The following is a 13798-nucleotide window of genomic DNA, read 5'->3' as shown; positions in this document are numbered from 1 at the left end:
GGTTCTAGAGCAGTATGCCGTGTCCGCATCTCGCTCGCACTTTATGTTGAAAAATGCTGCTGCGCTGTTTATTTGGTAACGGCGTTGTTAAACCCTGCTATGCGTTTTCCACTCGCCATACGGCAGAGTGTCCAAAACGGTCTTCACGCCAACTTGCACCAGCTGTGGAGTAGCCGGGCAGATGGCGAGCCAGGCCTCGCCTGAGCCGGCCGTGCGGGCTTGCTGGTAAAGGGCGATACGACCGCCGGATCCGTCCTTCAAAGACAGCACGGAGGCGCTGGGGCCCTTCGCGTCGTCGCGGTACTGCCGTGCGTAAACGGCCACTTCGGCGGCAGGATCCGACAGCGCCTGACCCAGCGCGGCCACCGTGGCCGCGCTGATGCCCATGCGGCGTAGGTCACCCCCGGAGAACACGTTGAAGCCGGATTCCTGCCACGACTTCGTCGCCTCCAGCATCTCCTCCAACGGGACGTTGACGGCATTGATTGCCGCCGGGTCGGCGTGGTGAATCGATTCCAATCCGTCCATGACCAATGCGGCGATGGAGGAACTGTCGGTCACCGAAACATCGTCGACGGTGATGTCGTTGCCAACCCGGACTGCCGATACCCAGTGCTGTCCTCTGCGAGCCAGGACCACCCGAAACTCGTTGTCGGGAATGTCGCGGGATCCGGGCGGCGCGTTCTCGTCTTGAACCATCCCGTAAAGCAATTTGCCGCGCGACAGCAAGGAGACTACTTCCAGGTCGGGAGCGGCAAGCACCCTCAGGCGGGCGGCCACCTGGTCGTTGACCTGGTCGCCGACGACAATCCCCTGCTCGCGCATGACCTTCATGCCGGGGTGCTCGTTGAGCCAGTCGTTGTTGTCGGTCGACACGTAGGGTCGGCAACGCAACTCGGGGGCGACGTGCCGGATATCCAGGAGAGCCTGGAGCATCCAGAATCCGTCAACGTTAACGGTGATGTCGGTACGCGTACTCTGTTGATCCATCCCTGCCTCAGACGTTCCTCAGTAGATCAATGGCATTTGACTGCAGGAGACGGCAGCACACCGGTGGTGGTGTGCTGCCGCGCCTGAAGTTCGGTTTTAGGCCCAGCTGGAGCCGACGGCGCTGTCGGTCTGCGCCATGTTGTTGCCGGCCGCCTGAACCTTTTGACCGTGTTGGTTGGCCTGCTCGTAGATCACCTGGAAGTTGCGACCCAACTGGGTGATGAACTCCTGGCAAGCCACCGAACCGGCGCCGCCCCAGAAGTCGCCGGCAGCCAACACATCGCGAACGATGGCCTGGTGCTCAGCTTCCAGCGAGGCGGCCTGTGCGCGGATGAGCGCGCCGTGCGCATCGACATCCGCGAACTGGTAATTAATGGTCATACACGTGTTCTCCTAACGTGGAAAGCGTACGCAGCCGTGGCTGTGGGCGCTAGCTGCCCAGCAACTGCTGAGAAGCCTGCTCTTGCTGCTCGTAGTTGTTCGCATCCCGAACGAGTCCATCGCGCACGCCGTGCAGCATGTTCACAATGTTGCGGAACGCCGTGTTCATCTGACCCATGGTGTCCAGCGAGGTAGCCGAGGCCAGACCGCTCCAGCCGGCACCCGAGATGTTCTGCGCGGACGCCCACATGCGACGGGCCTCGTCCTCGACGGTCTGAGCGTGCGCCTCAAAACGGCCGGCCATGTCCCGCATCGCGTGCGGGTCCGTCATAAAACGCGATGTCACTCCACTGTCTCCTTAATTGCCTGTCATTGAGTTATTCCGGCGATTCCTGGCCGGATTTGGCCTTGACGTGCGCACAGCCTTCCGGCCGGTGGCCGGAAGGCATGTGGAAGTCCTGACTGTTCGTTAGATCAGCCCGCAGCTGCGGCGTTGGCGGCCTCGGTGGCGGCGTACGAACCCGAACTCGTCGCCAGGGTGTTGACGAACATTTCGTGAATAGCCGCGGCCTGGGCGCTCACCGCCTGGTACATCTGCGCGTGCGCGGCGAACTGAGCCGCGGTCAGCGCCGACACCTCGTCGGCCGCCGCAGGCACCACGCCGGTGGTCGGGGCCGCAGCGGCAGCGTTCTGCGCGCTCATGGTCGTGCCGATACCTTGCAGGTTTGCGGCGGCCGCCGCCAAAGCCTCCGGTTGCGTAGTCACAAACGACATGCTGTTTCCTCCTAGAGCTGCTCCCAGCACCGGTCTCTGCACGAGAGTAGATGACTGTCTGGGCACAAGTGGGGTTCGGCGTCCCCGTTTGGCATTTGTTCACCGGTCGGCAATACGAAGCCGACTGTTGTAACGACAGAGTAACAGCGCCTGACCTGGTTCGTAGGGTCTTCCAGAGACTCCGGTCTTGCCGGGTTGTTGGCGCTCAGAGCGGCGCTCAGGAGGCGCGTGCTCGGCGCTCGAGGGCTCGTCACCGTAGATCCCACCACACACCTCGCGAGTCCCCCACGAGCATCCGTCAACCCGCGAACGGGGGACGCGCCATGACGGTGGGCCGGAATCCGTAGCGGGGACTTGCTCCGGAGGCACCGGCCCCCACGCCCGCGAGCGGCAAACCCCCGAGGAGATTTCCGGCGGATCCGTCCGGGGCGGCGCTGATCGTGGTCACCGGGAGTGGTGCCGCCTGGCTGATCGCCGGGCCCAATCCCGCGATCGCGGGCGGCACCGACAACTTTCCGAGCGAGGCTGCCTGTCCCACGCTCGCGGTCACACCTGCACCGCCGGAGCCCAGCGCTCCGCTGACGGCGTCCGCGGCGTGCGGGCCGGCCGCCGCAGCGGAGGCGGCGGCCGACGCCAGGCCCTTGCTGAGGGAGAGCAACGAGTTGGCCATGCCGGTTGAGAAGTACGGCAGACCCTCGATGTTGTAAGCGGGCCCAGCAAAGTTCCGGAAGGCAGTGATGAGCCACGACGGGTTCAGAGTGCTGTTCCCACCTATCCCGGCGAGGATCGAGCCGACGACCGAGTTGGGGTTGAAGGTCACCCCGGACAACGTCACTGGCGAGGTCGGGTTCAACCCCAGCAGACCCGCGCTCGGTCCCACCAGGTTGGCCAACTGGACCTGCAAATTACCGAGCAGGTCCAGCAACGATTGCTGGGCCGATCCGGTCGCAGCCCCGACGGCATCGGTCACCGAAGCCGCCTGCGCAGCCGTACCCGCGGGGTTGGCAACCTGCGGCGGCGCGCTGAACGGGGATACCGCCGCCGTTGCGGTCGACGATGACGTCGCGTACTGATACATCGTCGCGGCGTCCTGAGCCCACATCTCGCCATATTGCGCCTCAAGGGCCGCGATCGCGTTGGTGTTTTGGCCAAAGGCATTGGTGGCCAACAACTGAGCCAGTTCCGCGCGGTTGAGCGCGACGAGTTCTGGCGGCACCATCGCCGCCAGCGCATTCTCGTACGCCGCCGCGGCGGCGGTGGCCTGGGTGGCAAATTGTTCGGCTCGAGACGCCGTGTTGCTCATCCATGTCACGTACGGTGTGACGGCTTCGGCCATCGACGCCGACGCCGGCCCCAGCCACTCTTCACCGGTCAGGTGCGTAATCACCGTTTCGTAGGCGACGGAGGCCGAATTGAGCTCTGCGGCCAGTCCGTTCCAGGCGGCAGCAGCAGCCACCATCGGCGCTGAACCGGGTCCTGCGTAGATGAGCGACGAGTTGATTTCCGGTGGCAGCGCCCCGAAATCCATGGCGTCCCTTACCGACTCGCGACCGCGTTGGCCGCTTCGGTGGCGGCATACGATCCGGCGCTGGCGTCAAGGGTGTTGACGAACATCTCGTGGATAGCTTGCGCCTGCGCGCTCACCGCTTGGTACATCTGCGCGTGTGCGGCGAATTGCGCGGCGGTCAATGCGGACACCTCGTCGGCGGCTGCCGGAACTACGCCGGTCGTCGGCGCTGCGGCGGCGGCATTCTGGGCGCTCAGGGCCGACCCGATGCCCTGCAGGCTGGCCGCCGCGGCCGACAGCGCCTCCGGCTGAGTGGTAACAAACGACATTTTGTCTCCTCCTTATAACTTTGGTAATCAACAACTTTCAGGGGACACTGTGCTTTCCACCGGCTACCCGGCGTACGGCGAACGAGTCAGGACGTTGTAGCGGAACCCATACTTGGTGACGAAGCCCGCGCTGCGTCGGCCCACAGCTCCCAGTGGTATCCCCCGCACCAGCGATGTGCCGAGATTGCTTGCCGCGGTGGTCATCTCGGGGAACGAGCTGGCGGGGGCCGGGCTCAGCTGAGAGACCTGCGAGACCTGCGAGACAGTAGTGGCCGCCCAAACAGGCGGCACCGACAACTTCCCGATGGTGGCGGCCTGTCCCCACCCCGCCGACACCGGGGTGCCCCATGCGCCGATGGCACCGGGTGGTGTCAAAGCACCACCCAGCGCGGGGTTCGGCGCAGGGGCGCCGGGCAGTAGCCCACCGCCCCACGCCACCAGGGAGTTGACGGCCCCGAGCGAGAAGTATGGGTAGTTCGTCACGGCATTCCAGATGTTCGAGGAATTGCCGAAGATCGTGGCAACGAGCCCGTTCGGCCCCACGAACCACGGCGGCAGCGTCGAGAGGTTGACCGCGAAGCCCAACCCCGCCAGGGGCGCAGAGAAGGGGGCTGACGCCGCTGCTGTGGCGGCCGCGTCTTCGACCGCCGCGGCCTGCTCGGCCACCGCGTCGGATTGGCTGGTCCTAGGCGGAGCGGTGAACGGACTCAGCCGTGACGCCGTCGCCGACGAATCGGCATAGCCGTACATCGCCGCGGCGTCCTGGGCCCACATCTCGGCGTACTGGGCCTCGGTAGCAGCGATCGCCGGCGTGTTCTGCCCGAAGAAGTTGGTGGCGAGCAGAGCCAGCAGCAAGGTCCGGTTGGCCTCGATCACTGGCGGCGGCACGGTCATCGCGAAGGCGGTCTCATAGGCGACGGCGGCCGCACGAGCCTGTACGCCGGCCTGCTCGGCCCGGTCGGCGGTGACGCTCATCCAGGCCACGTACGGCCCGGCTGCGGTCAGCATCGCCTCTGACGCCGGTCCCACCCAGGGGGAGCTCGTGAGCTCGGTGATCACCGCGGCATATCCGGCGGCTGCCGTACTCAGTTCGGCAGCGACGGCATCCCAGCCCATCGCGGCGGCCAACATCGGCCCCGACCCCGGTCCGGCATACATTCGGCCCGAGTTGATCTCCGGCGGTAACGCCCCGAAATCCAGCACCGGCGCTCCTCAGCGCGCTCCGGTCGCGAAGCGAATCGGGCGGCGTCGGCAGCGTGGCTTTGAGTTTCCAGCTTCGCGCAGAGGGTGCGCATTATACTGCCGTATATGGAATATGTGCATAGATCGACTGATCTGCATAGAAAACACATTAGATTGCTACCGTTGCTGAAACTGCCTCAGACGCCAACTATTCATCACTTGCCCACCACTGTTCAGCTGCCGTTCAATTTCGCCCGTGCCGTTGATGCTGTTGAGCTGCACAGATAGCAACGGACGCGGGACGTCGCACGACACGTGAGTTGTCTACGTTCAAGCGGGTTTACGCGCCAAAGATATGAGCGTTCATAGGATTGCTCCTCCCCCGGCGTAGAGCGTTCGGTCAAAGCATTAGGGCCCGGCGGATAACCGCCGGGCCCTAATGCAGCTAGCTAGCTAGCTCCTACTTGCTATCTCGGTGGCCGCAACCTGTACGAACACGCCGGTGTCTTCCGCCATCAGCAGGCCTCGACCGCGGGGCAGCGGGCCGCCCTTCATCTTGCCGCGGATGAAGCCCTCGTCGGGGTCAGCGTCCATCACCAGCAGCGGTGCGTTCGCCTGGTGCAGCGCCCTCAGCATCGGGTCGCTGCCCGCCGAGGACCAACCACCGAACGTGCGGGTGACGATCACGTGCAGCCCCACGTCGGCGGCCCTGTTCACGAACGGAACCACCTTGTGCAGCGGCGAGTCGAAGCCCGGCGGCAGCTGTTGGATGTCGTCGACGATCAGGAAGATCTCCGGACCGGTCCACCAGGCCCGAGACAACAGCTCCTCGGCGGACAGACCGGGTGGGGGTTCCCGGCCGGCCAAGGCCGCGGACAGCTCGCCCATCATCTGAACGACGCCGTCGAGGTTGTAGGCGAACTTCTCCACATACTCCGTACCCAGCTGGGTCAGCAGCTGACGACGCGGGTCGATCAGCCATACCTGTGCAGAGGGCTTTCCGGGCGGAGGCGGTGGCGCGCTGCTGGCGCCGGGCGCATACAACCGCCCGATTTCGGACATGATGGTGGCCAGCGTCGTGGTTTTCCCACATTCGCGTCGGCCGGTCACCATCAAGTGCGAGTTCTCGGCGAAGTTGAGGTAGACCGGTGACAGGTCCAGTTCCGATAGCCCCCACGCGATCCCACCGGCGCCAACACCTTGACGGGTGTCCCGCGCCGCCAGTTCGCGCACCTGCTCCACGCCGAACCGGGCCGGAAGCCGACGCACGATGGGTGCCCGGGTGGTGGTGAGCCTGCTGACCGCGGCAACCACGCTGTCGCACTCGAAGACGTTGTCCGGTGTGTTGGACATCGCCGGACGAGCCACCAGGGTGTGCAGGCCGGCCTGGGGGTCGCTGTCGAGGCGGATGTAGTTGACCGCGACCATGCCGCGACCCGGCTTGGCGGGAACGTCCTTGGCGAACCGCGAACGGACCAACTTGGCGTCCTCGACCGCGGCCAGGCGCAGCTCGACCCGGGAGCCGAAACCGCTACGCACCGGCGGGCGGAGTTCGGACTCACGATCGGCGGTGACAATCACGTGGACGCCGAACGAGGGCCCCTGGTTGATGATCATGTTCACCTGATCGATCAACACCTCGTTTTCTTCGGCGAGGGCGCGGTAGTTGTCGATCACCAGGTAGACATCCCCGAACCCGTCGTTGGGCACCGGGCCGGCTTCCCCGCCGAACTTGCGACGCCGGAACATCTCCATCGACGCGATGCCGTATTCCAGGAAGCTGCGTTTGCGCTCGCGTACCAGCGCCAGCAACTCCGACACCGTCCGGCGCACACCGTACGGGTCGGTCGGGCCCGCCACCTCACCCACGTGCGGCAGTTTCGCGACGGTGGTCAAGGCGGTGCTGCTGTACGCCAGGCAGTAGAACTGCACCTGTTCGGGGGTGTGGGTCAACGCCGCCGAGCAGATCAGGGTCTGCAGTGCGGTCGTCTTGCCCGAACCGCCGGCACCCAGAATCAGCACGTTGGCACCGGGACCCGAGGTATCGACCGTCCACGGTGGTTGGTCGTGTTTGAACGGCCGGTCGATGATCCCGATCGGGAACACGAGGTCTCGGGCCGTGCCGTAGTTCTGGTGCCACGGGCGCCCGAGGAACCGGTTGACCAACTCATCGATGGCGATGGGCTGGGTCAGCGGCGGTTGCCACAACCGGTAAGGCTCGAAGTTGATCCTGCGCAACTGATCGATGATTACCGTGCCGACCTTCGGCGTCCTGATCGCCTCTTCTTCTTCGTCGGCTTCTTCGGGCTCGACCACCTCGCCATTGGCGTAGGCGGCAATCGGCTCGATGGCGTCCGCGCCGCCACCCACGCTCACTTCGAGCGGCGTGAAGTCGTTGGTGAACAGTTGCGGGCGAACGTAGTCGATGCTGTGCACCAGGACCGGCGCTTCCTCGCCGTCGACGGTGACGCCGCGGAAGTAGTCGCGCCACAAGAACTCGGCCTGGAAACGGATGATGTCGTCGAGGCTCCGACGGAAGTAGCCCAGACCGGCCTGAGCGGGCAGATTCACCGCGTTGGGCACACCGGCGGCCTGCGCAGCCCCGGCGGTACGTGCCTTGAGCACCAAGCGGTAACCCATGTTCTCCATGAGCTTTTCCGCCCGGCTCTCGATGGTCTGCGAGGCCATCATCAGGTGGATCCAGTAGGCACGACCCTGCCGGCCGATCGAGTCGAGGACGTCCACGGCGGTCGGCATGATCCGGAACCACTCGTAGAACTCGTCGATCACGACGACGAGCATCGGCAGCGGCGCCATGTCTTGGCCACGGGCCCGCATCCGGGCGCGGACCGAGTTGTATTCCTTGGCGTCGTCGACGCCGGCGCTGTCGCAGATGGACTTGCGGCGCGCGATCTCGCCCCACAGCGCATCCAGGAAGCGCTCCATCAACGCCTGGTCTTCTTCCAGGTCGGTGATGATGCGGGAGACGTGCGGGACTCCGGCGAAGGGCTTGACCGCCGACCCACCCTTGAGGTCTGCCAAGACGAACTGGAGTTCCTCCGGCGGGTGGCCGAGCATCAGCGACTCGATCACGGTTCGCACCAGGGTCGATTTACCCGAACCCGTGGTACCCGACATGACCCCGTGCGGCCCGTCGCCGCCCTCGTCGAGGGATTTCATGTCCAGGAACAGCAGTTCGCCGTTGTCGGACCTGTTGCCGAAGGGTACGCGGAGCCGGGACCTGCCCATCGAGTCGGTGCGGCTGCCCCACAACGAGTCGAAGTCGATATTCCCCGGGTCATCAATTCCGTAGTAGGACAAGATGTCTCGGGCACCGATGTGGGTCACCCGCTGGCCGATCTCTTCGTATGCCTCGGCCAGGCGCCACTGGGCCAGTTTCTGCGCGAACTCCTCGGCCTCGACGGTGCTGAACTGATCGGCGAGGGCGAAGAACCACGCGTTGTCGTCGATCACCATCCAGGTGTCGCGGTCGCGGGGCAGCGCTTCGATGATGCCGACCTCGTCGAACTTCAACTTGCGCTCCGGGACGTCGGACCACATCGGAGAGCCGGTCAGGTCGAAGAACGTCACTCCGTCGACGCCTTCGGCGCTGATCACGTATTCCCATTGCGGGTCTTCGACGTCCGCGATGATCACGGTGTGCGGGGTCGGGCACTGCGCCGACGAACTTGCATGCCGAGGCGTGAAAGACCCACGGCCGGCGAACAATTCGGCTTGCTCGGCGGCGAATTCACGCACCGAGCTGTAGACCATCCGGGCGTTGCCCGCTGCGTCCTGACGCCGCGCGTCACCGAAGTGCGGCAGCCACTTGACCCAGTCCCACTCCTCCAGGTGGGAACTGACGACGATCATCTGCATGTGGTCTGGTCCGTGGGAGAACGCAAGCTGGCAGATGATCGCGCGCATCAATCCCAGCGCCTGCTCCCGCGTTCCGACCAGCGAATACCACGGTTCGACGAGAACGGACACCATCTTCGGCAGGTTGTAGACGACGCTTTGATAGCGACCGAATTCCTGCAGCGCCTTACCGGTTACCGGCTCCAACTCGATGTCGGTCGGCATGTTCTGCGGCTCACCCCAAGTTACCTCGGGACGCGTCATACCCACGCCGACCCGGACAACGCCGAAATTGAGGTCCTTGCCGTCGGGTTTGCGTTCCCACATGCGCGGGGATCCCACCGCGGCCGCCAACGTGTTCGGCGCTGGGTGGAACCACCGGTAGTTGGCGTCCATGCTGTCGGCGGACTCCTGCGCGGTGTCGCGCAGCATGTCCAGCATCAGCATGAACTGGGCGCGCATCGCGTCCAGCTTCGGCCGGCTCATCTGCTGCTGCCCGCCGCTGACGCCGCGGAACATCATCATCATCATGCCGCCGACCATGAAGATCGGGAAGATCGAGCCGACGCCGCCGAACACGTGCGAACCGCTGGCGAACGTCATGGCCACCATGCCGCCCAGGAGGCCGATCACGACGACGCCGACCACGATCAACCACCACGGCTTGCCCTCTGGCGGCGGGATGCTCAGTGGCGTCGGTAGGACGATGTTCTCCGGCTTGATTACCGGGGGCTTCTCCGGTGTCGGTCGGGCAAAACCACGTTTCACTTCGGTACCACCAACTCTGCAGGGGTCATGTCCATTGGAAGGGTGTCGTGCTCAACCAACGCGTCCGCACGGGACAGCGTCGGACCTTGCGGCAGCAGACGTAGCGCTACCCACGGCGCCAGGCTCGGCGTCAGGGTCAAGCCCAGAGCTTCCCGGGCGTCTTTGGTGTCGTCGACGCCGAACCGCGGGCCCGCCTGGGTGATCCACCACAACGATTCCGTGGTCTGGGAGGCCGGGTTGTTGCCGGTGACGGCCACGAAGTTGGCGTAGTTAGGTCCGAAGAAGACCTGGTCCGCCGAGCGGCCAGAGGTGTCCGCCTTCACCAGTCTCACCACCTTTCTCAGGTCGGCCGCCTTGATCGGCAGGGTGGGCCCGGACACCACCTGAACGCGGGCGCGGTTCTCGCCGGCGGTCCGTTCCCACCACCAGCAGGTCGACGGATTCTCGCGCAGGTCCTGCACGTTCAGCGGGCTGTCTGGGTAAGACGACAGATCCAGGCGGTTGACCACCGGCATCTTCGCCAACGCCGACGGTTCGACGGTCACCGGCTTTCCGGAGCGTCCGGCGTTCGTCAAGATCTGGGCCACCAACGGCGGGAGCGACTGCACACCATCGGTCAGGACCAACGAATATTGTTGCGGCCCACTGATTTGCGGCGTGACGATGACCGTCCCCACCGGTCCCGGTGCGCCCGGGAAGGTCGCCGGGGCATTGGCATTCGGCACCTCTGGCACCAGCAGTTCGGGCCCGACCGGCAGCGCGTCATACAACGCACGGCTCATCGGCTTGGCCTGACTGACCTGTTCCGGGGTGAGCCCCAAGGGCAGCAGAACCGAGCGGTCGGTGGCGTCGATCTTGGACCGGCGTCCTTCACGGACCACCCAGGTGGTCCCTTCGTAGCTCAACACCACGGCGTCCGACCCGCTCAACACCTTGCGGTGGTTGGTCAGCTCCGGGGTGCCGTCGATCACCGTCACCGTCACGCTCTGTGCGCCCCCGACTCCCGACGAGGTGTCCACGGTGTCGCACACCAGCCACGACGATTCCGACGGACTCTTCGGCGAGAACTGAGACGGAGCACCCGGAATACCCACCAGCGGCCCGTGCGGCATGGAGGTGATCTGATTCGACTTGACCTGTTTCGGGTTGTCCGGACGGCCGGCGATCAGCCGCGCCGACGCCAGATTCAGGGCCGGGTGCAACCGGTCGCCTACGCGGACATACAGCGCGCCAGAGTCTTTGTCGGCGATGATCGCCGAATCGTTGATCTGGCCTGACGGGCTGATGAATGACCACAGCAGCGCCCCGAGGCAGATCAGCACTGCCGCCGATATCGACGCCACCACCGACAGCGTCTGACGCCGTCCCGGTTCGATCTCCATCCGGACCCGCCAACGGGTCAACGCCATTGCTGTCCGACGCGCCAGGAACTGATAACCCGTCACCTGGGTCCGCGTTGACAACCCGAGGCCGTATCCCGACCCCCGCTGTCCGCGGCTCTCTTCAGCCACGTTAGATCACCTTCCGGTCTACTCCGAACGCCTGAAATATTGACCTGCACGCTTGGCCCTCGGGTTAGCGAGGCCAATCACATCGATAACCGTAAGGCACCCGCGCGGACCTTGCCACGCAGCGCAGGGTGCGCGGGATCCCCCGAGTATTTCAATGTGTCGTCACAGGGCATGGTAGCTACGAATGGCCGAATCGGCCTGTCGAACCGTTCACTTCGGTGTGCACGCTGCTGACCTGCTAAGAAATGATACGACGCGGTTCGCGCCGCCGGGGTCGTACGAGTATTCCGGTGGGTGTTGGACGCAAGAAGGGGCACATGACTGAGCTGGCACCCTCGCTGGTGGAACTAGCGCGGCGGTACGGCATTGCCACCGGATATCAGGACTGGGTGGGCCACTACGTCCACGTCTCCGAGCGGACGCTCGTGGCAGTCCTTGCAGCTCTGGGCGTTTCCGCGACAACCGAAGAGGAACGCAATGTGGCGCTGGCCGCACAGGCGCGCGGGTACTGGGCGCGGTCGCTGCCGGCCGCCGTCGTGGGGCGCGCGGGTGTCCAGACGCGGTTCTGGGTGCACGTGACCCACGGAGCCCCCGCCGATGTGTGGTTACGTCTCGAGGACGGCACGCAACGAGGCGGGATCGTCCAGGTCGACAACTTCACTCCCCCGTTCGATCTGGACGGAAGGTTGATCGGTGAGGCCAGCTTTGTGCTGCCTACCGATCTGCCGCTCGGCTACCACCGCATCCATCTGCGATCCAACGATTACGAGGCCGACACCGCCCTGATCGTGACGCCCGACTGGGTGGGGTTGCCCGACAAGCTCGGTGCCCGGCGGGCCTGGGGGTTGGCCGCCCAGCTCTACAGCGTTCGGTCCAAACAGTCCTGGGGAATCGGCGACCTCACCGATTTGGCGGACCTGGCGCTGTGGTCGGCTTCGCAACACGGCGCCGACTATCTGCTGGTCAATCCCCTCCACGCGGCAACACTTCCGGGCTCCCAGGCCAGTCGGAAAGGCGGCTCGACACCGATCGAGCCCTCGCCGTACCTGCCGACGTCGCGTCGGTTCTTCAATCCCCTCTACCTACGGGTGGAGGGGATTCCGGAAATCGTTGACCTGCCGAAGCGCGCCCGGGTGCGGCAATTGCGCGACGATGTGCAAGGTCACACCAGACGCCACGAGGCGATCGACCGGGACACCGCGTGGGCTGCCAAGCGCGCGGCGTTGAAACTCATCCATCGGGTGCCGCGAACCGCGGGGCGCGAGCTCGCCTACCGCGCCTTCTGTGCGCGGGAAGGGCGCGCATTGGACGACTTCGCCACTTGGTGTGCGCTGGCCGAAGAGCACGGCGGCGACTGGTACCGATGGCCGAACTCACTGCGGCACCCGGACGCGCCAGGGGTCGCCAAGTTCGTCTCTAAGAATAAGGAAGCGGTCGATTTCCACCGCTGGCTGCAATGGCAGCTCGACGAGCAGCTTGCCGCGGCGCAGTCGCAAGCGCTACGCGCGGGAATGGCGCTGGGAATCATGCACGACCTCGCCGTCGGCGTCCACCCCACCGGTGCCGACTCCTGGGCCCTGCAGGATGCCCTGGCGTTGGGTGTGACGGCGGGTGCGCCGCCGGACGAGTTCAACCAGCTCGGACAGGATTGGTCGCAGCCGCCCTGGCGCCCGGACCGACTCGAGGAACAGGAATATCGCCCGTTCCGCGCGCTCATCCGGGCGGTGCTGCGGCACGCGGGCGGGGTTCGGATCGACCACATCATCGGGTTGTTCCGGCTGTGGTGGATCCCCGAGGGCGCGCCGCCCACCGAAGGCACCTACGTGCGCTACGACCACGAAGCGATGATCGGCATCGTGGCGCTCGAGGCGCACCGGGCCGGAGCCGTCGTCGTCGGCGAGGATCTGGGCACCGTGGAACCGTGGGTGCGCGACTACTTATTACTACGCGGCCTGCTGGGAACGTCGATCCTCTGGTTCGAGCACGACCTCGACGGTGGCGGACCGCTTCCTGCCGAGCGCTGGCGCGAATACTGCTTGTCCTCGGTCACCACGCACGATCTGCCGCCGACCGCCGGATATCTGGCCGGTGACCATGTCCGGCTGCGGGAATCGTTGGGATTGTTGGCGAGGCCGGTCGAGGCCGAACTAGAGGCCTCGAGGGCCGAACGCGAGGCGTGGTTGGCCGAATTGCGCCGCGTCGGGCTTCTTGAAGAGGGCCAAGAAGACCCCGAGGACACGATCCTGGCCCTCTACCGCTATCTGGGCAGGACCCCGTCGCGACTGCTGGGCGTTGCCCTCACCGACGCGGTCGGCGACCGTCAGACCCAAAATCAGCCCGGCACCACCGACGAGTACCCGAACTGGCGGGTCCCGCTGACCGGTCCCGACGGCAAGCGGATGCTGCTCGAGGATGTGTTCGCCGATGCCAGGGCGGCCAGGTTGGTCGAGGCGGTGCGCGCTCAGATCGACCCCGCAACCGAGGCTCCGCGAGTTTGA

Annotated in this window: 10 protein-coding genes; 1 reads left to right on the top strand and 9 read right to left on the bottom strand. The window is 65.4% G+C overall.

Annotation, left to right across the window (positions count from 1 at the left end):
• Window positions 1-87: 87 nt before the first annotated feature.
• The 9 genes from G6N68_RS13175 to eccB form a co-directional block, all read right to left on the bottom strand.
• Complete coding sequence (locus tag G6N68_RS13175) at window positions 88-990, bottom strand: ESX secretion-associated protein EspG (protein WP_163712683.1); 903 nt, start codon at window positions 988-990, stop codon at window positions 88-90.
• Window positions 991-1086: 96 nt separating this feature from the next.
• A complete protein-coding gene (locus G6N68_RS13170) occupies window positions 1087-1371 on the bottom strand; it encodes a WXG100 family type VII secretion target (RefSeq protein ID WP_069418427.1) in 285 nt (94 codons plus the stop codon).
• A gap of 49 nt (window positions 1372-1420) precedes the next feature.
• A complete protein-coding gene (locus G6N68_RS13165) occupies window positions 1421-1717 on the bottom strand; it encodes a WXG100 family type VII secretion target (protein WP_163712680.1) in 297 nt (98 codons plus the stop codon).
• A gap of 128 nt (window positions 1718-1845) precedes the next feature.
• Entirely contained in the window at window positions 1846-2145 is a 300-nt protein-coding gene (locus G6N68_RS13160; protein WP_012394388.1) for a type VII secretion system ESX-5 target PE19, read from the bottom strand.
• A gap of 298 nt (window positions 2146-2443) precedes the next feature.
• The gene (locus G6N68_RS13155; RefSeq protein WP_163712677.1) at window positions 2444-3673 is read right to left on the bottom strand and encodes a PPE family protein; all 1230 of its coding nucleotides are present in this window, start codon (window positions 3671-3673) and stop codon (window positions 2444-2446) included.
• Between the two features lie 8 nt (window positions 3674-3681).
• Window positions 3682-3981 (bottom strand): PE family protein, encoded by a 300-nt coding sequence (locus G6N68_RS13150; protein ID WP_163712674.1) that lies wholly within the window; start codon window positions 3979-3981, stop codon window positions 3682-3684.
• Between the two features lie 63 nt (window positions 3982-4044).
• The gene (locus tag G6N68_RS13145) at window positions 4045-5184 is read right to left on the bottom strand and encodes a PPE family protein (RefSeq protein WP_275899972.1); all 1140 of its coding nucleotides are present in this window, start codon (window positions 5182-5184) and stop codon (window positions 4045-4047) included.
• Window positions 5185-5616: 432 nt separating this feature from the next.
• Window positions 5617-9789 carry a type VII secretion protein EccCa gene (gene eccCa / locus G6N68_RS13140; protein ID WP_163712671.1) on the bottom strand — a complete coding sequence of 1391 codons (4173 nt, stop codon included), beginning with the start codon at window positions 9787-9789 and terminating at the stop codon, window positions 5617-5619.
• On the bottom strand, window positions 9786-11300 hold the full coding sequence (gene eccB / locus G6N68_RS13135; RefSeq protein WP_163712668.1) for a type VII secretion protein EccB: 1515 nt from the start codon (window positions 11298-11300) through the stop codon (window positions 9786-9788). Before eccB ends, eccCa begins: the two co-directional genes overlap by 4 nt.
• Before the next feature lie 317 nt (window positions 11301-11617).
• On the opposite strand from eccB, the gene malQ reads away from it, so the two are divergent.
• The gene (gene malQ, locus G6N68_RS13130; RefSeq protein WP_163712665.1) at window positions 11618-13798 is read left to right on the top strand and encodes a 4-alpha-glucanotransferase; all 2181 of its coding nucleotides are present in this window, start codon (window positions 11618-11620) and stop codon (window positions 13796-13798) included.

It is taken from the genome of Mycobacterium bourgelatii (genome assembly GCF_010723575.1).
In the GTDB taxonomy this organism is placed as follows: Bacteria; Actinomycetota; Actinomycetes; order Mycobacteriales; family Mycobacteriaceae; genus Mycobacterium; species Mycobacterium bourgelatii.
This window is presented reverse-complemented; position numbering and strand designations above follow the sequence as displayed.